This window comes from Pandoraea horticolens (assembly GCF_902459555.1).
Lineage (GTDB): Bacteria > Pseudomonadota > Gammaproteobacteria > Burkholderiales > Burkholderiaceae > Pandoraea > Pandoraea horticolens.
In genome coordinates, this window is the sequence record NZ_CABPSM010000003.1 from 137,336 (window position 1) to 162,865 (window position 25,530).

Below are 25,530 nucleotides of genomic sequence, written 5' to 3' on the forward strand. Positions count from 1 at the left end.
GGGATGGGCAAGCACCGTTTTCCACATCATCCGAGCACAAGGATGTGGACAACCTTGGGATACGTTCGGCAACTCTTTGACCCGACTGCACTTTTTAGTTCGCGATTAAAAAATGGGCAGTTATTTGTTTCAGAAATGAACACTACCGCAAGCTCGCGATTCCCAAGAAATCGTGCGCGACCTGTGGATAACTATGTGTACATGTCGCCTCATCAGCATATATCTTGGTGATCCTCCCGAAATGACCTCACGGCATCACTGTAAAGGCGGCCGCACAGCCCAATAAATCAAGGGTTTGGCGTCGCGATGCAGGAAATATCGGGCGCGTGGGCGCGAAAACCCTTAAATTAGCGGGCCTGTGGACAGCTTTTTCGTCAGCGAACACGCATGAACCTATCTTTCGACGACGCCCGGCCCAATGGTGGTGCGGATCGCGTGCTAAGTGTTTCAGATTTGAACAAGGCCGTGGCCGGCGTGCTGGAGCGGAGCTTTCCGCTGGCGTGGGTCAGCGGCGAAATTTCGAACTTCACGCGCGCGGCGAGCGGCCATTGGTATTTCTCGATCAAGGACGCGCAAGCGCAAATGCGCTGTGTGATGTTCCGTGGCCGCGCGCAGCACGCCGACTTTTCGCCGAAAGAGGGCGATCGCGTCGAGGTTCGCGCGCTGCTCTCCATGTACGTGCCTCGCGGGGAGGTCCAGCTCAATGTCGAGGCGATTCGCCGCGCAGGGCAGGGCAATCTGTATGAGGCGTTCCTGAAACTCAAGGAGAAGCTCGCCGCCGCAGGGTTGTTCGACGCCCAGCGCAAGCGTGCTTTGCCGAGGTACGCCCGCCGGGTAGGCGTTGTCACGTCGTTGCAGGCAGCCGCGCTGCGCGATGTGCTGACGACGCTCGCCCGGCGTGCACCCCACGTCGCGGTGGTGGTCTATCCGGCGCCCGTGCAAGGGGCGGATGCGGCGACACGGCTGGCGGCGGCGCTCGATACGGCCAACGCCCGCCGCGAGGTCGACACCCTGTTGCTGTGTCGTGGCGGCGGTTCCATCGAAGACCTGTGGGCGTTCAACGAGGAAGTGCTCGCCCACGCCATTGCGCGCAGCGAGCTACCCATTGTCTCCGGTGTGGGGCATGAGACCGATTTCACGATCGCGGATTTCGTGGCCGACGTGCGTGCGCCAACCCCGACGGCGGCTGCCGAACTGATCAGTGCGGCCCGTGACGAGTGCCTGCGCGAGGTCGACCGTGAGCGCCAGCGGCTGACCCGGGCGATGTGGCGCATGCTGGAACAGCGTGGCCAGCAGCTCGACAGTCTGTCTCGCGGGCTGGTTTCGCCTCGTGAGCGTCTGGCGCGTCAGCGCGGCGAGCTGGCGCACTTGAGCGACCGGATGCGACACGCGTTGGAACGTCCGCTGGCCCAGCGCCGTGGCCGTTTCGAGATGTTGCGCCTTCGCCTGGCGCGTGCGGTACCCGATGTCGCGCCCCAACACGAGCGTGTCTCGCTACTCTTGCAGCGCCTGCAAAACACAATGTCGCGCCGGGAAGAGCGCGCTGCCCAACGACTCGCCGACGCCACAGCGCAGCTCGAGTTGCTCAATCCGCGCCGCACGCTACAGCGCGGCTATGCCGCCGTGCTCGATGGGAAAGGCCAGCCGGTTCGCGATCCGAGAAAATTGCATCGGGGCCAGCAAGTGACAATGCACTTGGCCGACGGCGCCGCTGACATCGGCATTGGTGATGTTCAGGTCAGGCTAGACGATACTTTTTAGCGCGACCCGGTTCGACAATACTGACAAATCGCAACCATCGTGCGTCGATTAGCCGGGATTGGCAAACAATCGTCACAGAGATATCGCATCGTGCGGTAAATCAAGTAACCGTGCGGTTTGCGGGGTTTTCGCATCTGCCCTAGAATCGATGGCTCCGGATAATGCAAAATCGGGTTCCCCTCAGAGCACAAAGGACAATTGCCATGGAACACAAGCTCCCTGAACTGCCGTACGCCATCGATGCACTGGCGCCGACCATCTCCAAGGAAACGATGGAGTATCACTACGGCAAGCATCACCAAGCCTATGTGACCAACTTGAACAACCTGATCAAGGGCACCGAGTTCGAAAACGCCAGCCTCGAAGACATCATCAAGAAGTCGTCGGGCGGCGTGTTCAACAACGCGGCACAAGTGTGGAACCACACCTTCTTCTGGAACACCCTGTCGCCCAAGGGCGGCGGTGCGCCGTCGGGCGATCTGGCCAAGGCCATTGACGCCAAGTTCGGTTCGTACGACGCCTTCAAGGAAGCCTTCTCGAAGTCGGCCGTGGGCAACTTCGGTTCGGGCTGGACGTGGCTCGTGAAGAAGGCCGACGGTTCGGTCGACATCGTGAACACGAGCAACGCTGCCACGCCGCTGACCGGCGCCGACAAGCCGCTGATCACCATCGACGTGTGGGAACACGCCTACTACATCGACTACCGCAACGCCCGTCCGAAGTTTGTCGAGGCCTTCTGGAATCTGGTCAACTGGGAATTCGCCGCGAAGAACTTCGCGTAATCGAGCCTCCCGGACTTTGCCGGCCGAAAAATCCGCTTCGGTGAAACTCACTGAAGCGAACGTCAGGCGCCCAACCCGAGCGTCTGACGTCGGCGGCGAAACGAAAACCCACCGCTTGCGGTGGGTTTTTTGTCTTCAGCGGTCGCAGGATTACCGTCTCATGCATCTTGCTTGACCGCCATCAAGATTTGCGTACGTCGCCGTCGTTAGAGTGAAGACTTCAAACGGAACGGACAACGTATGCCTGACCCTGCGCCAGCGCGCGACACTTGCGCCACGACTCTTTCATTCGCCCCTGACGCCTCGCGCGACGCCTGTCGCCCCGAATCCCGTAACAACGATCCCCACCATCGCTACTGGCTCGCCGACGCCCGACTCATGCGCAGCCTGCCGTCAGCCGCGTGGACACTCTTCCGTCTGGCCGAACACAAGCGAGGTGGCACTGCCACGCATATGTGGCGCGTCGGTTCGCTTGCCTGGCGTTTCGCGCAAGCGCTCGGCATGCCGGCCGTCAAAGCGCAGGCCCTCGGTTTGGCGGCGGCGCTGCACGACACCGGCAAGCTCTGCATTTCGAACGCGATACTGGAAAAGCCGGGCAGGCTGACGCCCGATGAGATGCAGGTGATGCGTATGCATCCGCAATTGGGGGCCGATATGTTGGACGCTATCGGCGGTGCAGCATGTGCGTTGGCGGCAACCGTTGCTCGCACGCATCATGAACGCTATGACGGCGGCGGCTATCCGTACGGTCTATCGGGGAATCGTATTCCGTTGGCAGGACGGATCGTCGCGTTGGTCGACGTATTCGACGCGCTGGCGAGTCACCGGCCGTATCGATCGGCACTGCGTCCGGCCCAGATTGTCGCGGCGATGCTCGCCGAGCGGGGGCGTCACTTCGATCCGTGGCTGTTGGATCGATTTCTCGAACGCTCGCTGGGGCCCGCGTTGGAGATATCGAGCGGCGCCCGTTGAGCGCGCGCCGTCGAATGCGCAGGGTCAGCGCGGCAAGCCCGAAATCTTCGCGCCCGGGCCGAGATTCTTGCTCTTGAACCAGCCTAGATTCATTTCCAGCGCATAACGCACCGCGGCACGCGGGCAGTGATTGTCTTCGGTCTGCGGCGCCATGTCTTCGATGTTCACGATCGTGCCGTCGTCGGCAAGAAATGCGATGGACAACGGCAGATTGGTGTTTTTCATCCAGAAGCAGTGACCGGCGCGTTGTTCGAACACGAAGAGCATGCCGGCGTTGGCGGGCATTGTCGTGCGATACATCAGGCCCTGTTCTCGGTCTGCCTCATTGGCGGCGACTTCGGCTTTGATGAGGTACATGCCGGCAGAGAGCTGAACGGTCGGGAACTGTCCGGGCTGTTTGATTTGTGCAGCGGCGCTCACTGGCGCGAGTGCCATGACGGCAGCGGTGGTGGCAAACGTGGCGCTGGCGGCGAGCGCGGCCAGTTGACGCGAAATCCGGATCACAAACGGCTCCTGGGACGATCGGGGGAACGTCAGATACGTGGCGGGTTATTGTAGCCGCCGGACGAAAAAAAAGCAGGTTGCGTAAGCAACCTGCTTATTACCGTACGTTGCGCGGCGAGCCGCGCAGCGCGGTACTTACTTGCTGGCAGCAGCCGGAGCTTCAGCAGCAGCAGCCTTCTTAGCCGACTTCTTATGCGACGACTTCTTGTGCGACTTCTTGGCAGCCGGCTTGCTAGCGGCGGCCGGAGCAGCAGCGTCAGCGGCCGGAGCCGAAGCTTGGGCGAAAACGCCAGTTGCGAAAAGGCCAGCGACCAGGGCAGCGATCAGTTTTTTCATGACATTCCTCGTTGAAGCTCGATGTTGGGGTGGTGTACTCGTTGACCCGCGAAGTGAGTCATTTCCTTTAACGTCCGTTCAGGACATCGGTTGACAACTCACCTGCGGATTTTTTCAAAAGCGAGTATTACGGCTTGTTACCGGCAGGCGGCTGGCTCATCGCCTTCTTGCCCGACTTCTTGTGATGATGCTTCTTGTGGGGGGCCTTCTTCGCCGGGGCAGCATGATCAGCAGGCGCTGCTGCTGCAGGCGCCGCCGGGGCGACAGGCGCCGTAGCCGGTGCCGATTGTTGGGCCATCGCGGCGCCGGACACAATCAGGCCGGCGGTCAGTGCGAGCAGCAGTTTGTTCATGACTTGGTTTCCTCGTTTCAGTTAGTGGTGCGTATGTTGCGCACCTGTTCCCTCAACGAGATGGACGACTGCGAGGTTGACCGGAAAGTGTAAGTATTTGTTGCGGTAGTTCGCACCATTGGCCCGGCGCGAGGTTCAATGAAAAGACGTCGACCGGACCGATGGCGACGCGGACCAGCCGCAGAGTCGGTTTGCCGACAGCGGCGGTCATGCGTCTGACCTGACGGTTCTTGCCTTCCACGAGCGTGATCTCCAGCCAATGCGTCGGGATGTTTGCCCGATAGCGGATCGGCGGATGACGTGGCCATAGACTGGCCGGCTCAGGGATTTCCCGCGCCTGGCACGGCAGTGTGACGAAGTCACCCAGATCGAGGCCGCCACGCAGCCGCGCGACGGCCGCTTCGTCGTACGCACCTTCCACCTGCGCCCAATAGGTCTTTGGGAGCTTGCGTTCCGGCTCGGCGATGCGCGCTTGCAGGCGGCCGTCGTCGGTGAGCAGCAGGAGTCCTTCGCTATCGGCGTCCAGGCGTCCTGCCGGATAGACCCCCGGACGTGTCACGCATTCGGCGAGCGTGGGACGTGTCGGGTGCGGCGAAAACTGGCAAATCGTACCGAAGGGTTTGTTGAGCGCGAGAAGTGTCATACCGGGGGAAGAAAATCGGAAATTGCCGAGGCAGCGGTGTGCGATATTGCATGGCGTCTCCGAATGCCCGAACGGCCCGAACGCATGACGCGATGACTCGCTCCTCTGGTCAGCCCCGTCATGTTAATGCATAATCGAAAACATTAGTCTTATGTCTTATATAAGACTTGGTTTGCGTCACATGCAATCACTGGCGCTATGACTACAATAGGGCGGAGATGCGTCGAGCGGTCAACTCCTCATCCGGTTCGATGCGCGCAGTCCGATCCATCAATTGGAGCCCCACCATGTCGTATCAGCACATCAAGGTCCCGGCAGGCGAGAAGATTACCGTCAACAAGGATTTCTCACTGAACGTGCCGGACAATCCGATCATTCCGTACATCGAAGGCGACGGCACGGGCGTGGATATTACGCCGGTAATGCTCAAGGTTGTCGATGCCGCCGTGGAGAAGGCATACGGCGGCAAGCGCAAGATCAGTTGGATGGAAATCTATGCGGGCGAAAAATCGACGCGTATCTATGGCCCGGACGTGTGGTTGCCCGACGAGACGCTTCAGGCCGTGAAGGACTATGTCGTGTCGATCAAGGGGCCGCTGACGACCCCGGTGGGGGGCGGTATCCGTTCGCTCAACGTGGCGATGCGTCAGCAACTCGACCTGTACGTGTGTCTGCGTCCTGTGCAGTACTTCAAAGGGGTGCCGTCGCCGGTGCGTCACCCCGAAAAAATCAACATGGTGATCTTCCGTGAGAACTCCGAAGATATCTATGCGGGAATCGAATGGGAAGCGGAGTCGGCCGAGGCGAAGAAGTTGATCGCGTTCCTGCAAAGCGAAATGGGGGTGAACAAGATCCGCTTTCCGCAGACCTCGGGCATCGGTATCAAGCCGGTGTCGCGCGAAGGCACTGAACGATTGGTGCGCAAGGCTATTCAGTATGCGATCGACAACAATCGCGACACGGTCACGCTCGTGCACAAGGGCAACATCATGAAGTTCACGGAAGGGGCGTTCCGCGATTGGGGCTACGCACTCGCCAAAAAGGAATTCGGCGCAACGGAGATCGACGGTGGCCCGTGGTGCAAAGTGAAAAACACCAAGACGGGCAAAGACATCATCATCAAGGACTCGATTGCCGACGCCTTCTTGCAACAGATTCTGTTGCGCCCGGCCGAGTACGACGTGATCGCCACGCTCAACCTGAACGGTGACTACATCTCCGACGCGCTTGCGGCGCAGGTGGGCGGCATCGGCATCGCTCCGGGGGCGAATCTGTCCGATTCGGTCGCGATGTTCGAAGCGACGCACGGCACGGCGCCGAAGTATGCGGGCAAGGACTACGTGAATCCGGGGTCGGAGATCCTCTCGGCAGAGATGATGCTCCGGCATATGGGCTGGACGGAAGCGGCGGATCTGATCATCGCGTCCATGGAGAGGTCGATCCTGTCGAAGAAGGTGACCTACGACTTTGCTCGCCTGATGGAAGGCGCGACGCAAGTGTCGTGCTCGGGTTTCGGCAGCGTGATGATTGAGAATATGTGACGCGTTGCGGCCCTCGCGCCGAACGCGTTAGCCCTCGGAAAACCCCGGTGTAGCGATGCTTGCCGGGGTTTTTTCATTATCGCGGGGCGCGCTCGGTGATCGCACGGCAAATCCGGCGAATTCTGAGAGGGTCTGCCCCGCTATCGCACGACGATGGTGGTAGTTACGCGATGCTCGCCGGAGCTGGGTACACGACTGGTAAGTTCACGCGGGAATCCGACGGTCCAGACAACGACGTCCGTGCCTGGCGCCTGCCCGGCCTGATACCAGACGATCAGGCCGGGAAAACGCATGGTCTCGCAACGCCGCCCGTCGGGCACCGTGTAGTCGACCCATTCCGGCAAGACTTCACCGAGCGTTGGTGTCGAATCGAGTTGGAAGGTCGGCTGGCCTAGAGAGCGGCACAGCACGCTGTAGTTGGGCTGTACCCAGATCGCGATCTTCTGGCCAACGGCAACGCTGACCTCGATGGTTGTCGGAGGGTATGCCGCTTGCGCCTGCACTGCGCTTGCGCTCAGCGCACACGCGATGAACGCCATCGTGCGCAATGTCATTCCTGTGGTGTCCATGGCGGACCTCCCACCCCCTTCGGCGGCCGACACGTAGACCTTCTCTTGGTCCCTACCAACCCTCGGCACGACGCTTTCATTACAGTGCATGCGTGCAAACAACGCAAGGAACGGACGCGCTAGGTCAGCGTGCTAGGCTTCACGCGTGCTTTTCATACGTCATTTGCGGGAGTATAAGGATGAAGGTCAATCGCATCGTTGCCAATATCGCTGCACCGTCGGCACAGGCGTTACAGTCGGCGCAACGCTTTTACGGCGAGTTGCTGGGGCTGGATCTGTTGATGGATCACGGCTGGATTGCCACCTATGGCAATGCGTCGAAGATGAGCGTGCAAGTCAGTATTGCCACGCAAGGTGGCAGCGGCACGCCCGTACCGGATCTTTCGATTGAAGTGGACGACGCCGACAGTGCGCTCGCACGCATGCGTGCCGCTGGCGTTGCCATCGAGTACGGACCCGCAGACGAACCCTGGGGCGTGCGACGTTTCTACGTGCGCGACCCGCTAGGCCGCTTGCTCAATATCCTTTCGCATCGGTAAGCGCCAATCGTCAATCGCCAGCGACGCCGAGTCTCGCCGCCGCGGCGCAACGTCACCGTCCGTCGAAGCAGGCCGCGAGGCGTTGGTGTTCGAACGCCTGGACCACGTGATCCACGAACACGCGCGTTCGCAGCGGCAGCAGCTTTTTGTTCGAGTAGTAGATGGACACCCCACCGTACTCTTCGAACCAACCGGGCAGCAGCCGTTGAATGCGGCCCGACGCCAGCAATGGCGCTGCATGCGGCATCGGTAGCAGCGCCACGCCGTAGCCCAGTGCCACGGCGTGCGCCATGGCCTCCGGATCGTCGAAGATCATACGAGTTCTCGCTTCGATGTTCACCCGATCGCCCACCGAGTTGCGCAGGTCCCATGCGCGCAGCCGCCCCGACATGCCGGAGCGCCGAATGACCGCGTCGTAGGCGGCCAACTCAGACGGATGCTTCGGCGCCTTGCGCCCTGCCATGTACTCGGGCGACGCGCAAATCACGGCATATGTCGGCGATAGCCGGCGAGAGATGACGCCAGGCGTAAGTTCGATGCCGCCGCCGATCGCAGCGTCGAAGCCTTCGGCCACGACGTCTACGCTTCGGTTATCGAACCGCCAGTCCGGCACGATGTCAGGGTACTGCGCAAGGAAGTCTCCGAGCAGCGGCACGAGATAGTGACGGCCGAAGGCATGCGCCACGCTCACCTTGAGCACACCGGACGGTTTTCCCTCGCCCTCCGCGGCGCGCGAGAAGGCGTCGGTCAGCGCGGCGAACGGTCCGTCGACGTCGATCAGGAAACGCTCCCCGCCTGCCGTCAGCGTGAGACTGCGGGTACTCCGGTGAAACAGCCGCAAGCCGAGTTGCGTTTCCAGACGCGCCACATTCTTGCTCACCGCCGCAGGCGTCATCCCCAATCGCCGCGCGGCTGCCGAGAAACTTCCCGCGCGGGCGCTGAGGACGAAGGATTCGATCAGATGCAGAGCGTCCATTTCATCTGTTCCAAATGGTTGAAATTAATGATCGATATTATGGTCTAGTTGCGATGTAATTTGCGACCGATACTGCCTTCACTTCTCAACCAGTGGAGCAGGATCATGGCAACGAATTTTCAAGGCAAAGTGGCATTCGTGACGGGCGGCTCGCGTGGCATCGGCGCCGCCATCGTGCAACGGTTGGCCGACGATGGGGCAACCGTGGCCTTGACTTACAAGGGATCGAAGGCGGCGGCAGAGGATCTCGTCGCCCGCATTCAGGCGTCGGGCGGTCGTGCGATGGCCCTGCGCGCCGACGCGAGCGATGCCGTCGCGCTGACCCAGGCGGTGACCGCGCTGCGCAACAATTCGGCAAGATCGACATTCTCGTGAACAACGCCGGCGTGTTCACGCAGGGCTTGGTCGCCGATCTCGCGCTGGAGGACTTCGTAAGCGTCTCAATGCCAGGGCATGCCGGCGCGGGCTGCGGGAATTCGGGCAACCCGACGCGGACGCCGAGCGTCACTCCGAAAACAGATCGAATAGCAGTCTACGCATCCACTGACTCGCCGGTTCCTGGTGATAGCGTGCATGCCAGAACAGATTGATCTGCACGTCCGGCAAATCCAGCGGATGGTCGACGTAACGCAAGCCGAAGTGCCGTGCGCTGCGCTGCGCGAACTTCTCTGTGACGGTCGCGATGAGATCCGTGGCATGCAGGATGTCGGCGAGCGCGACGAAATGCGGCACTCGCAGCCGGATGTTGCGTTGCACGTGGGCGCGCGCCATGAGGTCGTCGACCTGCCCGTGCCCCGTGCCTGCGGCGATCACCATGACCTGTTCCGCCCGCTCGAAATCCTCCCGCGCCATGCGTGTCCTCTTCGGCCTATCGAGCGGATGCCCCGGACGAAACATACACACATACTTCTGCCGGAACAGGCGCCGCTGGAAGAACTCGGCCGTGAGATCGGGCAGATGCCCCACGGCGAGATCCACCTGACCTGCCGCCATTTCTTCGCGCAAATTGACGGCCGTGTTGCGCACCGTGCTGACCGTGATGCCCGGCGCCTGCTCGCCGAGCGCATGCATGAGCTTCGGCAGAAAGTGCACTTCGCCGATGTCCGTCATGGCGATCTGAAATGCGCGTTGACTCGTTGCCGGATCGAAGGCTAGCTGGCAGTTGAAGACACCATGCAACGCGTCCAGCGCGGTTGCCACCGGGGCGGCCAGTTCGATCGCCATCGGCGTTGGCAGCATGCCCCGCGAAGTGCGGATGAATAGCTCGTCGTTGAATAACTTGCGTAGTCGCGCGAGCGAATTGCTAACCGCAGGTTGCGTAACGCCAAGGGCTTCGGCGACGCGAGAAACGCGTCTTGCGTTGTACAGATGCTGGAAGACCACCAGCAGGTTCAGGTCGACGGAATGCAGGTCCATGGGGCGACATGTCTCGGCGAGCAGGGAAATCACTGAAATCTATGGGCGATATAAGCGAGATTCTATTGGTTTATATCGCGGGTTGCGCGATGCTTCCTGAAAACGGCGTTCGAATGCCAGATGCAGCGCCCGGCGAGCGCTGTCATAACGGAGACAATCCCCATGCAAGTTCACGTGCAGCCGCTTGGCGAGCGCCTTGATGTCGCGCCCGGCGACAACCTGCTGAAAGCGCTTACCGATCGTCAGATTCCGATTTCGTACAGTTGCCTGTCCGGGCGCTGCGGCGCTTGCCGCTGCCGGGTGATCTCGGGGGACGTGCAGGAAGCCAAAGGCGTCGAATACCGTCACCACGACGACAATGCGGACCCGGCACGGTATGTGCTGGCTTGTCAGTCCACCTTGCATGGCGATTGCGAGATTGAATTGCCGGAGATGGACGAAGTCGTCGTGCATCCCGCCAAGATCCTCAAGGCGACGGTGCTCGCCATCGAACCGCTGACGCACGACATCAGGCGTCTGGTGCTCAAGCCCGCGAAGCCGCTCAGCTTCTCGCCCGGCCAGTACGCCACGCTGCAATTCACGCCCGCGCACATCCGTCCTTACTCGATGGCCGGACTCGACGCCGACGACACACTCGAATTCCACATCCGGCGGGTGCCTGGCGGCGCGGTGACCGGCTATGTCGACGAGCAACTCAAGGTGGGCGATGCCGTGCGGGTGTCGGGGCCGCTCGGGACGTCGTATCTGCGCACGCGTCACGACGGCCCGATGCTCTGCATTGCAGGGGGCACCGGGCTTGCGCCGGTGCTGTCGATCGTGCGCGGCGCACTCGCGCGTGGTATGACCAACCCCATGGAAATCTATGTCGGTGCGCGCTCACCGGCGGACGTGTATGGCCTCGCATGGTTGCACGAACTCGCGTCGCAACACGACGGCATTCGTCTGCATGTCGTGACGACCACCAGTACGCCGGGGCAAGCGGATCATGCGTTCCGTCTGGGGCATGTCACCGACGCGCTCGCCGCTGACTACGCAGCACCCGATGCGCTTGCCGGCTGGCGTGCATACCTCTGCGGTGCACCACCGATGGTTGACGCCGCGACGCGGCTTCTGCGTGAGCGCGGCATCGATGGCGCGCGTATCTACGCCGACGCGTTCTACGCAAAGGCGGCATGACGGAACGGGCATTCCCCGCAGGTTCATGTGCCTCCCGTTCCCTTGTATTGCCTGCATTCCCCGCATCCCCCTCAGGAGACGATCGTGAGTACAACACCGCAGACCGGGTTTGACCCGGCGCAGTCCGCCGGCGCTGAGCCTTCGGATCTCTGGCCTGCCGAGGGCTCGAGCCGCATTCCCTTTCGCGTCTATACCGACGCGCAACTCTATCGGCGCGAGCTGGACGAGTGCTTCTATCGCAATCATTGGAACTACGTCGGCCTGGAAGCCGAAGTGCCGAATCCGGGCGATTTCAAACGCACGGTGATTGGCGAGCGCTCCGTCATCGTGACGCGCGATGCGTCGGGTGAGGTCAACGTCGTGGAAAACGTCTGCGCGCACCGCGGCATGAAATTCTGCCGCGAAAAACGCGGTAACCGCACGGACTTTCATTGTCCGTATCACCAGTGGAACTACGACCTCAAGGGCAATCTGCAAGGTGTGCCGTTCCGGCGCGGCGTGAAGCAGGACGGCAAGGTCAACGGCGGCATGCCGAAGGACTTCAGGCCGGAAGATCACGGCCTCACCAAGCTGAAGGTCGCCACGCGTGGTGGCGTGATTTTTGCGTCGTTCGATCACGACGTGGAATCGCTCGAAGATTTTCTCGGGCCGGATATCTGCGCGTACTTCGACCGGCTGTTCGACGGCCGGAAGCTGAAGCTCCTCGGCTACAACAAGCAGCGGATTCCGGGGAACTGGAAGCTGATGCAGGAGAACATCAAAGATCCGTATCACCCGGGCCTTCTGCACACATGGTTCGTGACGTTCGGCTTGTGGCGTGCGGATAACAAGTCGCGTCTGGTGATGGACGAACACGGACGGCACGCCGCAATGATCTCCACGCGCGGGCAGGGCGGTGGCGGCGAGGTGACGTCGGGGGTGTCGAGCTTCAAGGCGTCAATGTCGCTCAACGACACACGCTTTCTCGACATCGTGCAGGAAGACTGGTGGAAGGGGCCGACGGCAGTGCTCATGACACTCTTTCCCAGCGTGATCCTGCAACAGCAGGTCAATTCCGTGTCGACGCGTCATATCCAGCCGCGCGGACCCGATGCATTCGATTTCGTCTGGACGCATTTCGGCTTCGAAGACGACACCGGGGAAATGACGCAGCGCCGTTTGCGTCAGGCGAATCTGTTCGGGCCGGCCGGCTTCGTGTCGGCCGACGACGGTGAGGCGATCGAGTGCTCGCAGGAGGGCTTCGTGCAAAAGCCATGGCACCGCACGATCGCCGAATTGGGCGGCACCGGTGTGGAGAACACCGAGCACATGGTCACGGAAACCCTGATTCGCGGCATGTACGCCTATTGGCGCCGCGTCATGGGCGTTTGAGGAGGCGACACGATGGTGGACTTTGCAACGTTTCAGGCCGTGGTCGAACTCAATGCCGCCTATGCGGCGGCGCTCGATGCTCGGCAATGGGATGCCTGGCCCGACTTCTTCCTCGACGACTGTGTGTACCGCGTTCAGCCGCGCGAGAACTTCGACATGGGGTTGCCGCTGGCCACGCTGTCGTTCGAAAGCAAGGGGATGCTGCGCGATCGCATCTACGGCATTCGCGACACGCTGTTTCACGATCCGTACTACCAGCGTCACGTGATCGGGCTGCCGTCCATCCGGCAACTCGACGACGGCACGCTGCACGTCGAAGCCAACTATGCGGTGTTTCGCACGAAACCGGATCAACTCACCGACATCCTGTCGGTCGGCCGCTATCTGGATGTGGTCAAACGAACCGGCGACGGATGGAAGTTCGCGTCGCGCCAATGCATATTTGACAGCGAGATGATTCCTAACTCGCTGATCTACCCCATCTGAAGCGAGGAACATCATGAGCGGCAACTGGATCGAGGCGGCGTCGCGTGACGCGATTCCCGAGGACGATGTGATCGGCGTGATCGTGGGTGGCCGGGACATGGCCCTGTACGGGGTGGACGGCGAAGTGTTTGCGACCGATAACGCGTGCACCCACGGAAACGCGCGTCTGTGCGATGGGTTTTTGGAGGGACATGAGATCGAGTGCCCGCTGCATCAGGGCAAATTCGACGTGCGAACCGGCGCAGCCATGTGCGCGCCGCTCACTGAGGCCGTGAAAACCTATCCGATTCGGATCGAGGCTGACAAGGTCTACGTTGATCTGGGCTGACGGGATCGCCGTGACTGGGCTGACGTCCTGCCCGCATTAGTGGAAGCTGTCCAAACGGGCTGCCTGCGGGCGGCCCATCGCATTGGCACGCGGGAGGCGGCCGTCTGTGGCGCGGCCTGAGGCTTGTTCGGGCAGGATGATTCGGCTGGATCATTTGTGCCATTTGTGAAACAAATGGTCAGTCTTGCCGTGCCCCTGACCGCTGCCGATTTCGCCTTGGGCGTCGTTAAAAGTCTATTTCTTCACGATGTCTGATGCATGACTTCATGAGGCTGGTTGAGTATGCGGCTGCGTAGGAATACTTAGTCAATTCAGTAAATTGCGTAATTGATTTCCGCAACTCAGGAGCACCGGCCATTATTTTAATAACGGAGTGGAATATTGCAGCGAATGAAATTTCATCAGAGATTAAACGCAGTTAAATTCCGAGAAACTTAGGGGGCAGAGCGGAAAGTTGCGTTCTCTTGTGCATTCAAAAACGGATCCAAAATGTTTCACTATGGTGCGGGCATTGTTGCGATGCAATAAAAAACCCGGCCGAAGCCGGGTTTCTAATGCATCGAACGGCGCTACTCTCAGGCAGCCGCCTGGATGTTCGAAGCCTGCTTGCCCTTCGGGCCTTGGACGACCTCGAACTGCACCTTCTGACCTTCCTTGAGGGTCTTGAAACCGTTCATCTGGATCGCCGAGAAGTGAGCGAACAGATCTTCGCCACCCTCATCCGGCGTGATGAAACCAAAACCCTTGGCGTCGTTAAACCATTTGACCGTACCGGTTGCCATACAAACTTCCCCTAAACAATTACTACTACTACATATCACCGCAACCACGAGCACATCTGAAAAACCCGCCGGCTGGCGGCGGCTTCTTAGGCTCACCCAGGCATCTTTTCTTTTAAAACACTTATAGAGGAAAAGCGCCACGATGATTGTTTTCGCTAACTGCCAATAGTGTCAAGCCCTTTTTGAACGATAGAAGTTGTGTTCGATCAGGTTTTACCCTTATATCTGGGCGCGTATATAGGGTGCGGAGACACGCCCTTGAAATTTGGGTTAAGCTGACTCATATGGGTGTGGCACCCCCGATGGTCGGGGCTGCGGCGCCTTGCTGGACAACGTGCACGCCGATCGGCGAGTGTTGGCATTCCGGTGGACTACCGGACGGCAGGCGGCAATAGGGGCTCCGATTGCTTCCTGCGCCCGGGAGTTGTTTAGAATCCACGTATGGCAACCTTACCGACAACGCATGACGACACCGTACAGGAGCGGCAAGAGCAACAGCTCAAGCCGCCATCGATGTACAAGGTGGTACTGTTGAACGACGATTTCACCCCGATGGAATTCGTGGTGATGGTCATTCAGGAATATTTTAATAAGGACCGGGAGTCTGCAACGCAGATCATGCTCAAGGTTCACCGTGAGGGCAGGGGAGTTTGCGGGGTCTTTACGCGCGATGTCGCGGCGACCAAAGTTGAGCAAGTTGTTAGCCATGCAAGGCAGTCCGGGCACCCGCTGCAGTGCGTGATGGAGGAAGCATGATTGCCCAGGAATTGGAAGTCAGCCTGCACATGGCGTTTATGGAAGCGCGCCAGGCACGACACGAATTCATTACGGTCGAGCACCTGTTGCTTGCCCTCTTGGATAACCCGACCGCTGCCGAAGTGTTGCGCGCTTGCGCGGCAAATCTCGACGATTTGCGGCAGAACCTGCGCAACTTCATCGCCGACAATACGCCGACGGTGCCGGGTAGCGACGAGGTCGACACACAGCCCACGCTTGGTTTCCAGCGCGTGATTCAACGCGCCATCATGCACGTGCAATCCACTTCCAACGGTAAGAAGGAAGTCACGGGTGCGAACGTGCTGGTCGCCATCTTCGGTGAAAAGGATTCCCACGCCGTCTACTACCTGCAACAGCAGGGCGTGACGCGTCTGGACGTCGTCAATTTCATCTCTCACGGCATTACCAAGACCGGCGCGTCCGGCGAGTCGGCCAAAGCCGGCGAAGGGAGTACCGAAGGCGAAGAGGGCGCCAACACCAAGGAAAGCCCGCTCGCGCAGTACACCCAGAACCTTAACCAGATGGCGCGCGACGGCAAGATCGATCCGCTCATCGGCCGCGAACCGGAAGTCGAGCGCGTGGTGCAGGTGCTGTGCCGCCGCCGCAAGAATAATCCGCTGCTCGTCGGCGAAGCCGGGGTAGGCAAGACGGCCATCGCCGAGGGCCTCGCCTGGCGCGTGACGCGCGGCGAAGTGCCCGAGATTCTGCAGGACGCCACCGTCTACTCGCTGGACATGGGCGCGCTGCTTGCCGGCACCAAGTATCGCGGTGACTTCGAGCAACGCCTGAAGGCCGTGCTCAAGGAACTCAAGGAGCGCAACAATGCGATCCTGTTCATCGACGAAATTCACACGCTGATCGGTGCGGGCGCTGCATCGGGCGGCACGCTCGATGCCTCGAACCTGCTCAAGCCGGCGTTGTCGTCCGGGCAGCTCAAGTGCATCGGTGCGACGACCTTTACCGAATATCGCGGCATCTTCGAAAAGGACGCGGCACTGTCGCGTCGTTTCCAGAAGATCGACGTGAACGAGCCGACCGTCGAACAGACCGTGCAGATTCTGCGTGGGTTGAAGTCGCGTTTCGAAGAGCACCACGGCGTGAAGTACTCGTCGAGTGCGCTCTCGGCGGCTGCCGAATTGTCTGCCAAGTTCATTACCGACCGTCACCTGCCTGACAAGGCCATCGACGTGATCGACGAAGCCGGTGCCGCTCAGCGCATTCTGCCGAAGTCCAAGCAGAAGAAGACGATCGGCAAGGGCGAGATCGAAGATATCGTCTCGAAGATCGCGCGTATTCCGGCGCAGAGCGTGTCGGCGGACGACCGCGGCAAGCTCCAGACGCTCGACCGCGACCTCAAGAGCGTGGTGTTCGGGCAGGACCCGGCCATCGACGCCTTGTCCGCCGCGATCAAGATGTCGCGTGCCGGGCTGGGCAAGACGGATAAGCCGATCGGCGCCTTCCTGTTCTCGGGCCCGACCGGTGTGGGCAAGACCGAAGTCGCCAAGCAACTCGCGTTCACGCTGGGCATCGAACTGATTCGCTTCGACATGTCGGAGTACATGGAGCGTCACGCGGTGAGCCGTTTGATTGGCGCGCCGCCGGGCTATGTCGGTTTCGATCAGGGGGGGCTGCTGACCGAGGCAATCACGAAGAAGCCGCACTGCGTGCTGTTGCTCGACGAAATCGAGAAGGCGCATCCGGACATCTTCAACGTGCTGCTTCAGGTGATGGATCATGGCACGCTGACGGACAACAATGGCCGCAAGGCAGATTTCCGCAACGTCATCATCATCATGACGACCAACGCGGGTGCCGAGACGATCAACCGTGCGAGCATTGGTTTCACGAACGAGCGTCAGGCCGGCGATGAAATGGCCGATATCAAGCGCATGTTCACGCCGGAGTTCCGCAACCGTCTGGACTCGATCATCAGCTTCAAGCCGCTCGATGAGCAGATCATCCTGCGCGTGGTCGACAAGTTCCTCATCCAGTTGGAAGACCAATTGCACGAGAAGAAGGTCGAAGTGGTCTTCAGCGACAAGCTGCGCACTTTCCTCTCGAAGAAGGGCTTCGATCCGCTCATGGGGGCGCGTCCGATGCAGCGTCTGATTCAGGACACGATCCGTCGTGCACTGGCCGACGAATTGCTTTTCGGGCGTCTGACCAGCGGTGGCCGGGTCACAGTGGATCTGGACGAGCATGATCAAGTGCAACTGTCCTTCCCCGAGGACGGCAACACCCGTGCACAACCGGAAGCGGCCGAAGTCGAGTAATCGCCAAAGCCACTTGCAGCAATAGAAAAGCGCCGCTTCATGCGGCGCTTTTCTTTTTGTGACGGCGGGCGTTTGACGCCGCCGCGTGACGTCAGTGCTTGCCGGTGCTGCCGAAGCCACCTGCACCGCGATCGCTCTCGGGAAATTCGTCCACGATGTTGAATTCGGCCTGTACGACCGGCACGATCACGAGTTGCGCCAGACGCTCGAACGGATTGAGCACGAAGGGCGCATTGCCGCGGTTCCAGGTCGAGACCATCAACTGGCCTTGATAATCCGAATCGATCAGCCCGACCAGATTGCCGAGCACGATGCCGTGCTTATGGCCGAGGCCCGAGCGAGGCAGAATCAGCGCGGCGTAGCCCGAATCGGCCAGATGGATCGCCAGACCGGTGGGCACGAGCACGGTCTGTCCCGGTGCGATGGTCAGTGGTGTGTCGAGGCAGGCACGCAGGTCGAGCCCGGCGCTGCCCGGCGTGGCATAGGCGGGCAACTGCGAGCGCAGGCGTTCGTCGAGAATCTTGACGTCGAGTTTCATGGCGTTATGGCGTTGGAAAGGGCGTAATCGGTCGAAAATTCGTTCGGGGAGGCAGAGCGCTCAGAGAGCGCTCAATCGCCATCGACCGCGCGCAGCGAGAACGCTTGCGCGAGCAATTCGTGAGAACGCAGGCGGGCACGGTAGCTGCCGGCCACGGTCAACACGACGATCTCGTCGGCCTCGAACTGTTCCTGCAATTCCAGCACGCGCTCGGTGACGCGCTCCGGGGTGCCGATGATACTACGCGGCTTCTCGCGCGCGATGACGGACAACTCCCGCTCGCGATATTGCGGTTTCGCCTCGGCACCCTGTTCGATACTCGGAATCGGCTCGTTCATGCCGTACGCCATCTGCACGCGACGTAGATCGACACCGGCTTCCAGTGCTTCGGCCTCTGCGTCGGTATCGGCACAGATGACAAAGAGCGCCACCGAGCAATAGGGCTTCTCCAGTTGTCCCGGCGTGAAGCGTTCGCGATACGCTTGCGTCACGCGATGGCCGTAGTGCGCGTTGATGAAGTGCGCGAAGCAGTATCGCAGGCCAAGCTGTGCGGCGAGCAGGCCACCGAATTCGCTCGAACCGAGCACCCACAACTCGGGGCGCGTTTCTATCGCCGGTTGCAGCAGCACCCCGCGGTAAGGATGATCGTCGGCCAGTGTGCCGCCGAACAGGCCCGCCAGCTCGGCGACCTGTTGCGGGAAGTTCTCGCCCGCATCGTACGGCCCTTTTGCGACGGCGCGCGCCGTGCGCATGTCGCCTCCGGGCGCGCGTCCGACACCTAGGTCGATGCGATTCGGGAACAGCGCCTCGAGCATCAAAAATTGTTCGGCCAGCTTGAACGGGCTGTAGTACGGCAGCATCACACCGCCGGAGCCGACCCGCAGGTGCTTCGTCACGCTGGCCAGCCGCGCGATCATGACTTCCGGCGCCGGGTTCGCCACGCCGCGCAGGCCATGATGCTCGGCGCACCAGTAGCGTGTGTAGCCGAGGTCGTCGGCGGCTTGTGCCAGTTCGACGGTCGCCGCGATGGCATCCGCCACGCGATGGCCGTGAATCACTGGTGTCTGGTCGAGGATCGACAGCTTGATACGTGCAGAAGACGTTGGCGTCATGAGTTCGATGCTCCAGGTCGACGGCACCGGCACGTCGACACATAGTCGTGAAAATCAGTGACCGCTCCCGGCGGATGCGTCCACCGGTGCCGTGCCGGGGCCTGCATGCGGCAGGCGCGCAATCATCACAATCGCCACGATCCCGCCAAGCGCGCCGCACAGGAAGATCGAGGCATAGCCGAAATAGTTGGCGACGAGGCCGGCCATTGGCCCGATCAGACCGAGCGCCAGATCGAAAAACGCCGAGTAAGCCGCCAGCGCCGCCCCCCGATTTTGCGGCGGCACCTGTCGCAAGGCTTCCACGCCCAAAGCGGGGAAGACCAGCGAGAAGCCCACGCCCGTCAGCCCCGCACCCACGAGGGCCATATTCGGGCTCACCGCACCCCACAGCAGGAATTGGCCGATGGCGCTGAACACGAGCGAGCACATGGCGACGCGGCGTCCGCCGAAGCGATCGACCGCGTGCGCGAGCAGAATTCGCATGCCGATGAAGCAGGCGCTGTAGAGTGTCAGCGCATAGGCGGCCCCCGACCAGGCGTGGCTCGCGTAGTAGAGCGTGATGAACGCGGCGATGACAGCGTAGCCGATACTCCCCAGTGTCATGGCCAGACCCGGACGCCACACGAGGCCCACGACGCGCAGGAACGGCAGGCGATGCCCACCGACAGGGGGGGCGGCAGGCAGACGCAACGCGATGAGGAACGCGACGGCGGGCAGGGCGATATTCACTATCGAAACCACGGTAAAGCCCGCCGCTTGCAGCAGGTAAGCCCCGAACGGCGCGCCGATGGCGAGCGCCGTGTACATCGACACGCCTTGCCACGAAATGGCCTTGCTCGCGTGAGCCGCACCTAGCAGCCCGATGCCCCACGACATGCCACCGGTCAGGATCAGGCTCTCGCCGAAGCCCAGCACCACGCGTCCGGCGATGAGGATACCCAGCGCGAGCGCGGGGTCCGGCACAATCGATGCAACGAGATACAGCACGCCCGCAGTGGCGCACCCGCACAGGCCGGTGAGCACCGCGCGGCGCGGGCCACGAGTGTCGACCATGCGTCCGGCGTAAGAGCGCAACAGTAGCGTGACGACCGACTGAATGCCGATGGTCACACCGACAACGAACGAGCCGTAGCCGAGCGTTTCATGGACGTAGATCGGCAGCACCGGCAGCGGCATGCCGATCGTCATGAAGCCGAAGAACATGATCGCGGCGAGCATGCTCAGTGTCCCGTAGACACTGACAACCGGCCGCGCGGTCGTAGGAGGTTGCGTCATTTTGATTGCTATCGTGTGCAATGGCCCGAGGGCCGAAATGCTGAAGGCGTCAAGTCCTGACGCCGTGATGCTGTGGTGCCGTGATGCGCTGATTCGGTAAAACCGTGAGCGGGACGTTCCTGGCAGTCTGCCAGCGTCGCCGGACAACGACGATGACAGACGGAAAAGCGGGAGAGCGGTGCGATGGCGCGCGCGTCAACCGGGCGCACGCGAGGGCAGGCGCGCGGCGATTTCGACGATCAGGCTGCGCGCGAGCGACTGCTTGTCGGCGCGCGGCAGGCGTTTCTGCCCGGCGGCGTCGAAGAGAATGACTTCGTTGTCGTCCTGCCCGAACGTGGCAGGACCGAGATTGCCGACGAGCAGCGGCACCTGCTTGCGTTTGCGCTTTTGCGCGCCGTGCGTCTCCAGATCGCCCGACTCGGCAGCGAAGCCCACACAATACGGCGGCTTCGGCAACTGCGCCACCGCCGCGAGAATGTCGGGATTCTGGACGAATTCGAGCGTCGGCGCATCAGCGTCGCCGGTCTTCTTGATCTTGTCGTGCGCCACCTCGCGCACACGCCAGTCGGCCACGGCGGCCACCGCGATGAAGAGGTCGTGATGCGCTACGTCGGCCATCACGGCGTCGTACATCTGCTGCGCCGTTTGCACGTTGCTGCGCGTGACGCCGTAGGGCGTCGCCAGCGAGGTCGGGCCGGCGATCAGATGCACATCGGCACCCGCCTGCGCGGCGGCACGCGCGAGCGCAAAGCCCATCTTGCCGCTGGACAGATTGGTCAGGCCTCGCACCGGATCGATGGGTTCGAAGGTCGGGCCGGCGGTGATCAGCACGCGGTGTCCGGCGAGGCGTTTCGGCTGAAAGAAGCCGACGAGTGCCTCGAAGAGGTCTTCCGGTTCGAGCATGCGTCCGTCGCCGATTTCGCCACATGCCTGATCGCCGCTGCCGGGACCGAGAATCGTGACGCCATCGCCGCGCAGTGTCACGGCATTGCGCTGGGTTGCCGGGTTGGCCCACATCTGGCGATTCATCGCCGGCGCGACCAGCAGCGGGCAGTCGCGTGCCACACACAGTGTCGAGAGCAGATCGTCGGCCATGCCGTGCGCGAGCTTGGCGAGAAAATCGGTGGAGGCGGGCGCGACGATAATGGCGTCGGCCTCGCGCGAGAGGTCGATGTGCGCCATGTTGTTATCGACGCGGTTGTCCCACTGGCTGGTGAAGACCGGGCGCCCCGAGAGCGCCTGCATCGTGAGCGGCGTGATGAATTGCGTGGCGGCTTCGGTCATGACGACCTGCACCGTCGCGCCGGCCTTGATGAGCAACCGGGTGAGTTCGGCCGACTTGTAGCAGGCGATGCCGCCCGTCAGGCCGAGAACGATGGTTTTGCCCGCAAGTTCACCGCGTTCCATAGGGAAATGCCTCCTCCAAAGTGCCACGCGGCGCCTCCGGGGCGCCGCGACGGTGTTTGCTTCGAATCCGCTACACGTGCCGTGGCATCGTGAGCGAATCGCACCGCAGGTGCTGCGGTGCCTATGCAAGATGTGCTACTTGCCGCGCCGCACGCGTCGCAACTCGTCGATCACCAGCAGCACCGCGCCCACGCAAATGGCCGAGTCGGCCACGTTGAACGCCGGCCAGTGCCAGCCGCCGACGTGAAAGTCCAGAAAGTCGACCACATGACCATAAATCACGCGATCGATCACGTTGCCCAGCGCGCCGCCGAGAATCAGCGAGAGCGACAGACAGAACATCTTCTGGCCGTTATGTCGCTTGAGCAGCCAGATGATGACCGTCGCCGCGACGATGCCGAGCAGCGTGAAGAACCAGCGCTGCCAGCCGCCCGCGGCCGCCAGAAAGCTGAACGCTGCGCCCTTGTTGTACACCAGCACCAGATTGAAGAACGAGGTCAGCGGACGGAATTCGCCGTACTGGAACGTCTTCAGGATCGTGAGCTTGGTGACCTGATCGAGCAGAATCGCAACGATCGCGATCCCGAGCCACGGGGCCAGGCCGTACGTGGCGCCCCCGCGGGCGCCCCCGTTGTTGCTACGTCGTGCGCCCGTACGAGCGCCTGCTTTGCTTGCCATTATGCCGCGCTCCGGTGTTCGCCGCTGCCGAAGAGATTCGACACGCAGCGGCCGCAAAGGGTCGGGTGAGCGGCGTCTGCACCCACGTCTTCACGATAGTGCCAGCAGCGCTCGCACTTCTGATGCGACGACGGCGTGACGAGCACGCCTTCCTCGGCCTCGGTGGCAACCTGCGTGACGGTCGCCGCCGACGTGATCAGCACAAAGCGCAGATCGTCGCCGAGGCTCGCCAGCACTTCGTACTTGCGGCCCGAGACGCGCACGTCCACTTCCGCTTGCAGCGACGAGCCGATCTGCTCGGCCGCGCGCGCCTCTTCGAGCGCCTTGGTGACGTCGCCACGTACCGCGCGCAGCAGATACCACTTCTCGAGCAGACGCGTGCCTTCCGCGACTTCCGGATAAGCGTAGTACGTCTCGGTGAAGATCGTGTCGTTGCCCGGCTGGAACACTTGCCACGCTTCTTCCGCCGTGAACGACAGGAAAGGCGCCATGAGCTTGAGCAGGCCGTGCGTGATGTGGTACAGCGCGTTCTGGGCGGCGCGGCGTGCGGGGGCGTCCGGTGCGCTCGTGTACAGACGATCCTTCAGGATGTCGAGGTAGAAGCCGCCGAGATCCTCCGAGCAGAACGTCTGGAGCTTGGCCACGACCGGGTGGAATTCGTAGCGGTCGTAGTGGCCCAGCACTTCGGTTTGCAGCGACTGCGCCAATGCCACGGCGTAGCGGTCGATTTCCAGCCATTGGTCGGCCGGCAGCGCGTGCTTCGCATGGTCGTAATCGGCCAGATTCGAGAGCAGGAAGCGCAGCGTGTTACGGATACGGCGATACCCCTCGGTCACGCGCTTGAGGATTTCGTCCGAGATCGACAACTCGCCCGAATAATCGGTCGACGCCACCCACAGGCGGATGATTTCGGCACCAAGCTTGTCTGCGACGTCTTGCGGCAGAATCGTGTTGCCGATCGACTTAGACATCTTGCGGCCCTGACCGTCGACCGTGAAGCCGTGCGTGAGCAGCGCCTTGTACGGCGGGCGGCCATCGATCATCGAGGCCGTGAGCAGCGACGAATGGAACCAGCCGCGGTGCTGATCCGAGCCTTCCAGATACAGGTCGGCCGGGAAGCCCAGCTCATGCGCGTGCGAGCCGCGCAGCACATGCCAGTGCGTCGTGCCCGAGTCGAACCACACGTCGAGCGTGTCGCGGTTCTTCACGTAATCCTTGGCCTCGTCGCCGAGCAGTTCCACCGGGTCGAGCGTTTGCCACGCTTCGATGCCTTCGGTTTCCACGCGCTTGGCCACGGCTTCGAGCAGTTCCGGGGTGCGCGGATGCAGCGCGCCGGTTTCCCTGTGCACGAAGAAGGCCATCGGCACGCCCCATTGGCGCTGGCGGGAGAGCGTCCAGTCCGGGCGGTGCGCGATCATGTTGTGCAGGCGCTGCTTGCCCCACGCCGGGAAGAACTCGGTGGCCTCGATGCCGGCGAGTGCGATCTCGCGTAAGGTCTTGCCGCCGCCCGGTGCGCCGTCGACCGGCTTCACGTCCATGCCGGCGAACCACTGGTTGGTGGCGCGGTAGATGATCGGGGACTTGTGACGCCAGCAGTGCATGTAGCTGTGTGTGTACTTGAACGAGTGGAACAGCGTACCGGCCTCGCGCAGCGCTTCGACGATCTGCGGGTTGGCGTCCCAGATCGACTGGCCGCCGAACAGCGGCAGGCTGTCCTGATAGCGCCCGTCGCCCAGCACCGGCATGCGGATATCTGCGTCGGACATGCCATGCGCCTTGCACGACACGAAGTCTTCCACGCCATAGGCGGGGGCCGAGTGGACGATGCCGGTTCCCGTCTCGGTCGTCACGTAGTCGCCGAGATAGACCGGCGAGGTGCGCTCGTAGCCGGCGTCGGCCGTCGACAACGGATGACGGAAGCGGATCAGCGAGAGCGCTTCGCCCTTCGTGCGGGCGACGATGTCGCCGTGCAGGCCGTAAGTCTTCAGGCAGTCTTCAACGCGTTCGCTCGCGAGAATCAGCAGACCGCGCTCGGTCGAGACCAGTGCGTATTCGACTTCCGGGTGAACGTTGAGCGCCTGGTTCGACGGGATCGTCCACGGGGTGGTCGTCCAGATGACGATGTGGCCGTCTTCGCGCGGCAGCTTCGGCAGGCCGAAGGCCTTCGCGACTTTCTCCGGCTCGGCGAAGGCAAAGCCGACGTCGATGGCCAGATCGGTCTTGTCCTTGTACTCGACTTCCGCCTCGGCGAGTGCCGAGCCGCAATCGAAGCACCAGTTCACCGGCTTCAGGCCACGGTAGACGTAGCCGTTCTCCATGATCTTCGCGAGCGCACGAAGCTCGTTCGCTTCGTTCGAGAAGTTCATGGTCTTGTACGGGTTGTCCCAGTCGCCGAGCACGCCCAGACGCTTGAAGTTGGGCTTCTGGCGCTCGATCTGTTCCGCCGCGTAGGCGCGCGCCTTTTCCTGCACTTCGCGCACCGGCAGGTGCTTGCCGAACTGCTTTTCGATCTGGATTTCGATCGGCATGCCGTGGCAATCCCAGCCCGGCACATAGGCGGCGTCGAAGCCTGCCAGGCTGCGTGCCTTGACGATCATGTCCTTGAGGATCTTGTTGACCGCGTGGCCGAGGTGGATGTCACCGTTGGCATACGGCGGGCCGTCATGCAGGATGAACTTCGGACGGCCTTTGCTTGCCTTGCGGATCTTGTCGTAGATCTTCTTGTCCTGCCATTGCTTGACCCACTGAGGCTCGCGCTTGGGCAGATCGCCGCGCATCGGGAACGGTGTGTCCAGCAGGTTGACAGGATATTTGCTCGGGGCTTTCTTTTCGCTCATGGTGAGTCGCTACGAATTTGGAATGTCGGGTGTAGGGCGCTCGCGCCGGTGGCGTCGACGTCAGGCCTTGTGGGCCGAGGGGGCAACGCCCGGGCAGGT

Annotated in this window: 25 protein-coding genes and 1 pseudogene; 12 read left to right on the top strand and 14 right to left on the bottom strand. The window is 61.8% G+C overall.

All coding sequences use genetic code 11. The features are described 5' to 3' along the window. The first annotated feature begins 387 nt into the window (after positions 1-387). The 3 genes from xseA to PHO31112_RS07315 all read left to right on the top strand — a co-directional run bounded on the left by xseA (position 388) and on the right by PHO31112_RS07315 (position 3,515). Complete coding sequence (xseA, locus tag PHO31112_RS07305; protein WP_150619895.1) at positions 388-1,761, top strand: exodeoxyribonuclease VII large subunit; 1,374 nt, start codon at positions 388-390, stop codon at positions 1,759-1,761. Positions 1,762-1,964: 203 nt separating this feature from the next. Then, entirely contained in the window at positions 1,965-2,543 is a 579-nt protein-coding gene (gene sodB, locus PHO31112_RS07310; protein ID WP_150619896.1) for a superoxide dismutase [Fe], read from the top strand. 240 nt (positions 2,544-2,783) lie between these two features. After that, positions 2,784-3,515 (top strand): HD-GYP domain-containing protein, encoded by a 732-nt coding sequence (locus PHO31112_RS07315; protein ID WP_150619897.1) that lies wholly within the window; start codon positions 2,784-2,786, stop codon positions 3,513-3,515. Between the two features lie 24 nt (positions 3,516-3,539). Here PHO31112_RS07315 and PHO31112_RS07320 read toward each other — a convergent pair whose 3' ends face one another. The 4 genes from PHO31112_RS07320 to PHO31112_RS07335 form a co-directional block, all read right to left on the bottom strand. Then, positions 3,540-3,950: a DUF192 domain-containing protein gene (locus PHO31112_RS07320; RefSeq protein WP_051126370.1), complete on the bottom strand. Its 411-nt coding sequence runs from the start codon at positions 3,948-3,950 to the stop codon at positions 3,540-3,542. A gap of 204 nt (positions 3,951-4,154) precedes the next feature. Beyond that, positions 4,155-4,355, bottom strand: coding sequence for a hypothetical protein (locus PHO31112_RS07325; RefSeq protein ID WP_150619898.1), 201 nt, complete (start codon positions 4,353-4,355; stop codon positions 4,155-4,157). 127 nt (positions 4,356-4,482) lie between these two features. Further along, the gene (locus tag PHO31112_RS07330; RefSeq protein WP_150619899.1) at positions 4,483-4,707 is read right to left on the bottom strand and encodes a hypothetical protein; all 225 of its coding nucleotides are present in this window, start codon (positions 4,705-4,707) and stop codon (positions 4,483-4,485) included. A gap of 52 nt (positions 4,708-4,759) precedes the next feature. Continuing rightward, positions 4,760-5,350, bottom strand: coding sequence for a pseudouridine synthase (locus PHO31112_RS07335; RefSeq protein WP_150619900.1), 591 nt, complete (start codon positions 5,348-5,350; stop codon positions 4,760-4,762). A 287-nt stretch (positions 5,351-5,637) separates the two neighbouring features. Between PHO31112_RS07335 and icd the strand changes: the two genes are divergently transcribed. Further along, positions 5,638-6,891: an NADP-dependent isocitrate dehydrogenase gene (icd, locus tag PHO31112_RS07340; protein ID WP_150619901.1), complete on the top strand. Its 1,254-nt coding sequence runs from the start codon at positions 5,638-5,640 to the stop codon at positions 6,889-6,891. 140 nt (positions 6,892-7,031) lie between these two features. Here the strand turns inward: icd and PHO31112_RS07345 are convergent, their stop codons facing one another. Next, complete coding sequence (locus PHO31112_RS07345) at positions 7,032-7,460, bottom strand: hypothetical protein (RefSeq protein WP_150619902.1); 429 nt, start codon at positions 7,458-7,460, stop codon at positions 7,032-7,034. Positions 7,461-7,639: 179 nt separating this feature from the next. Between PHO31112_RS07345 and PHO31112_RS07350 the strand changes: the two genes are divergently transcribed. Beyond that, positions 7,640-7,999, top strand: a complete 360-nt coding sequence (locus PHO31112_RS07350; protein ID WP_150619903.1) for a VOC family protein — start codon at positions 7,640-7,642, stop codon at positions 7,997-7,999. Positions 8,000-8,051: 52 nt separating this feature from the next. On the opposite strand, the gene PHO31112_RS07355 is transcribed toward PHO31112_RS07350, so the two are convergent. After that, the gene (locus tag PHO31112_RS07355) at positions 8,052-8,975 is read right to left on the bottom strand and encodes a LysR family transcriptional regulator (RefSeq protein ID WP_150619904.1); all 924 of its coding nucleotides are present in this window, start codon (positions 8,973-8,975) and stop codon (positions 8,052-8,054) included. Positions 8,976-9,080: 105 nt separating this feature from the next. Here PHO31112_RS07355 and PHO31112_RS07360 point away from each other — a divergent pair. Further along, a pseudogene (locus PHO31112_RS07360) lies at positions 9,081-9,406 on the top strand (SDR family NAD(P)-dependent oxidoreductase); the annotation flags it as partial. Positions 9,407-9,479: 73 nt separating this feature from the next. On the opposite strand, the gene PHO31112_RS07365 reads toward PHO31112_RS07360, so the two are convergent. Continuing rightward, positions 9,480-10,391 (bottom strand): LysR family transcriptional regulator, encoded by a 912-nt coding sequence (locus PHO31112_RS07365; RefSeq protein ID WP_150619905.1) that lies wholly within the window; start codon positions 10,389-10,391, stop codon positions 9,480-9,482. A 162-nt stretch (positions 10,392-10,553) separates the two neighbouring features. On the opposite strand from PHO31112_RS07365, the gene PHO31112_RS07370 reads away from it, so the two are divergent. From PHO31112_RS07370 to PHO31112_RS07385, 4 genes are all read left to right on the top strand, one after another. Further along, entirely contained in the window at positions 10,554-11,567 is a 1,014-nt protein-coding gene (locus tag PHO31112_RS07370) for a 2Fe-2S iron-sulfur cluster-binding protein (RefSeq protein WP_150619906.1), read from the top strand. Positions 11,568-11,741: 174 nt separating this feature from the next. After that, the gene (locus PHO31112_RS07375) at positions 11,742-12,938 is read left to right on the top strand and encodes an aromatic ring-hydroxylating dioxygenase subunit alpha (protein WP_150620102.1); all 1,197 of its coding nucleotides are present in this window, start codon (positions 11,742-11,744) and stop codon (positions 12,936-12,938) included. A gap of 12 nt (positions 12,939-12,950) precedes the next feature. Beyond that, positions 12,951-13,424: an aromatic-ring-hydroxylating dioxygenase subunit beta gene (locus tag PHO31112_RS07380; protein ID WP_150619907.1), complete on the top strand. Its 474-nt coding sequence runs from the start codon at positions 12,951-12,953 to the stop codon at positions 13,422-13,424. Positions 13,425-13,437: 13 nt separating this feature from the next. After that, on the top strand, positions 13,438-13,752 hold the full coding sequence (locus PHO31112_RS07385; protein WP_150619908.1) for a non-heme iron oxygenase ferredoxin subunit: 315 nt from the start codon (positions 13,438-13,440) through the stop codon (positions 13,750-13,752). Positions 13,753-14,327: 575 nt separating this feature from the next. Here the strand turns inward: PHO31112_RS07385 and cspD are convergent. Beyond that, positions 14,328-14,534: a cold shock domain-containing protein CspD gene (cspD, locus tag PHO31112_RS07390; RefSeq protein ID WP_010807119.1), complete on the bottom strand. Its 207-nt coding sequence runs from the start codon at positions 14,532-14,534 to the stop codon at positions 14,328-14,330. 441 nt (positions 14,535-14,975) lie between these two features. Here cspD and clpS point away from each other — a divergent pair, with 441 nt between their 5' ends. Together clpS and clpA are read left to right on the top strand one after the other, a co-directional pair. Then, a complete protein-coding gene (gene clpS / locus PHO31112_RS07395) occupies positions 14,976-15,290 on the top strand; it encodes an ATP-dependent Clp protease adapter ClpS (protein ID WP_010807118.1) in 315 nt (104 codons plus the stop codon). Next, positions 15,287-17,584: an ATP-dependent Clp protease ATP-binding subunit ClpA gene (clpA, locus tag PHO31112_RS07400; protein ID WP_150619909.1), complete on the top strand. Its 2,298-nt coding sequence runs from the start codon at positions 15,287-15,289 to the stop codon at positions 17,582-17,584. Before clpS ends, clpA begins: the two co-directional genes overlap by 4 nt. Positions 17,585-17,675: 91 nt before the next feature. On the opposite strand, the gene dut is transcribed toward clpA, so the two are convergent. The 6 genes from dut to ileS all read right to left on the bottom strand — a co-directional run bounded on the left by dut (position 17,676) and on the right by ileS (position 25,431). Beyond that, positions 17,676-18,122 carry a dUTP diphosphatase gene (gene dut / locus PHO31112_RS07405; protein ID WP_150619910.1) on the bottom strand — a complete coding sequence of 149 codons (447 nt, stop codon included), beginning with the start codon at positions 18,120-18,122 and terminating at the stop codon, positions 17,676-17,678. A gap of 71 nt (positions 18,123-18,193) precedes the next feature. Beyond that, the gene (locus PHO31112_RS07410) at positions 18,194-19,234 is read right to left on the bottom strand and encodes an LLM class flavin-dependent oxidoreductase (RefSeq protein WP_150619911.1); all 1,041 of its coding nucleotides are present in this window, start codon (positions 19,232-19,234) and stop codon (positions 18,194-18,196) included. 54 nt (positions 19,235-19,288) lie between these two features. Continuing rightward, a complete protein-coding gene (locus PHO31112_RS07415; protein WP_150619912.1) occupies positions 19,289-20,509 on the bottom strand; it encodes an MFS transporter in 1,221 nt (406 codons plus the stop codon). Between the two features lie 195 nt (positions 20,510-20,704). Then, positions 20,705-21,916 carry a bifunctional phosphopantothenoylcysteine decarboxylase/phosphopantothenate--cysteine ligase CoaBC gene (gene coaBC / locus PHO31112_RS07420; protein WP_150619913.1) on the bottom strand — a complete coding sequence of 404 codons (1,212 nt, stop codon included), beginning with the start codon at positions 21,914-21,916 and terminating at the stop codon, positions 20,705-20,707. A 135-nt stretch (positions 21,917-22,051) separates the two neighbouring features. Continuing rightward, on the bottom strand, positions 22,052-22,594 hold the full coding sequence (gene lspA / locus PHO31112_RS07425; RefSeq protein WP_150619914.1) for a signal peptidase II: 543 nt from the start codon (positions 22,592-22,594) through the stop codon (positions 22,052-22,054). Then, complete coding sequence (gene ileS, locus PHO31112_RS07430) at positions 22,594-25,431, bottom strand: isoleucine--tRNA ligase (RefSeq protein WP_150619915.1); 2,838 nt, start codon at positions 25,429-25,431, stop codon at positions 22,594-22,596. Before ileS ends, lspA begins: the two co-directional genes overlap by 1 nt. Between the last annotated feature and the right edge of the window lie 99 nt (positions 25,432-25,530).

Coding starts and splice junctions, on each gene's coding strand:
- xseA (WP_150619895.1), top strand. CDS start 388: ATGAACCTATCTTTCGACGACGCCCGGCCCAATGGTGGTGCGGATCGC.
- sodB (WP_150619896.1), top strand. CDS start 1,965: ATGGAACACAAGCTCCCTGAACTGCCGTACGCCATCGATGCACTGGCG.
- PHO31112_RS07315 (WP_150619897.1), top strand. CDS start 2,784: ATGCCTGACCCTGCGCCAGCGCGCGACACTTGCGCCACGACTCTTTCA.
- PHO31112_RS07320 (WP_051126370.1), bottom strand. CDS start 3,950: ATGGCACTCGCGCCAGTGAGCGCCGCTGCACAAATCAAACAGCCCGGA.
- PHO31112_RS07325 (WP_150619898.1), bottom strand. CDS start 4,355: ATGAAAAAACTGATCGCTGCCCTGGTCGCTGGCCTTTTCGCAACTGGC.
- PHO31112_RS07330 (WP_150619899.1), bottom strand. CDS start 4,707: ATGAACAAACTGCTGCTCGCACTGACCGCCGGCCTGATTGTGTCCGGC.
- PHO31112_RS07335 (WP_150619900.1), bottom strand. CDS start 5,350: ATGACACTTCTCGCGCTCAACAAACCCTTCGGTACGATTTGCCAGTTT.
- icd (WP_150619901.1), top strand. CDS start 5,638: ATGTCGTATCAGCACATCAAGGTCCCGGCAGGCGAGAAGATTACCGTC.
- PHO31112_RS07345 (WP_150619902.1), bottom strand. CDS start 7,460: ATGGACACCACAGGAATGACATTGCGCACGATGGCGTTCATCGCGTGT.
- PHO31112_RS07350 (WP_150619903.1), top strand. CDS start 7,640: ATGAAGGTCAATCGCATCGTTGCCAATATCGCTGCACCGTCGGCACAG.
- PHO31112_RS07355 (WP_150619904.1), bottom strand. CDS start 8,975: ATGGACGCTCTGCATCTGATCGAATCCTTCGTCCTCAGCGCCCGCGCG.
- PHO31112_RS07365 (WP_150619905.1), bottom strand. CDS start 10,391: ATGGACCTGCATTCCGTCGACCTGAACCTGCTGGTGGTCTTCCAGCAT.
- PHO31112_RS07370 (WP_150619906.1), top strand. CDS start 10,554: ATGCAAGTTCACGTGCAGCCGCTTGGCGAGCGCCTTGATGTCGCGCCC.
- PHO31112_RS07380 (WP_150619907.1), top strand. CDS start 12,951: ATGGTGGACTTTGCAACGTTTCAGGCCGTGGTCGAACTCAATGCCGCC.
- PHO31112_RS07385 (WP_150619908.1), top strand. CDS start 13,438: ATGAGCGGCAACTGGATCGAGGCGGCGTCGCGTGACGCGATTCCCGAG.
- cspD (WP_010807119.1), bottom strand. CDS start 14,534: ATGGCAACCGGTACGGTCAAATGGTTTAACGACGCCAAGGGTTTTGGT.
- clpS (WP_010807118.1), top strand. CDS start 14,976: ATGGCAACCTTACCGACAACGCATGACGACACCGTACAGGAGCGGCAA.
- clpA (WP_150619909.1), top strand. CDS start 15,287: ATGATTGCCCAGGAATTGGAAGTCAGCCTGCACATGGCGTTTATGGAA.
- dut (WP_150619910.1), bottom strand. CDS start 18,122: ATGAAACTCGACGTCAAGATTCTCGACGAACGCCTGCGCTCGCAGTTG.
- PHO31112_RS07410 (WP_150619911.1), bottom strand. CDS start 19,234: ATGACGCCAACGTCTTCTGCACGTATCAAGCTGTCGATCCTCGACCAG.
- PHO31112_RS07415 (WP_150619912.1), bottom strand. CDS start 20,509: ATGACGCAACCTCCTACGACCGCGCGGCCGGTTGTCAGTGTCTACGGG.
- coaBC (WP_150619913.1), bottom strand. CDS start 21,916: ATGGAACGCGGTGAACTTGCGGGCAAAACCATCGTTCTCGGCCTGACG.
- lspA (WP_150619914.1), bottom strand. CDS start 22,594: ATGGCAAGCAAAGCAGGCGCTCGTACGGGCGCACGACGTAGCAACAAC.
- ileS (WP_150619915.1), bottom strand. CDS start 25,431: ATGAGCGAAAAGAAAGCCCCGAGCAAATATCCTGTCAACCTGCTGGAC.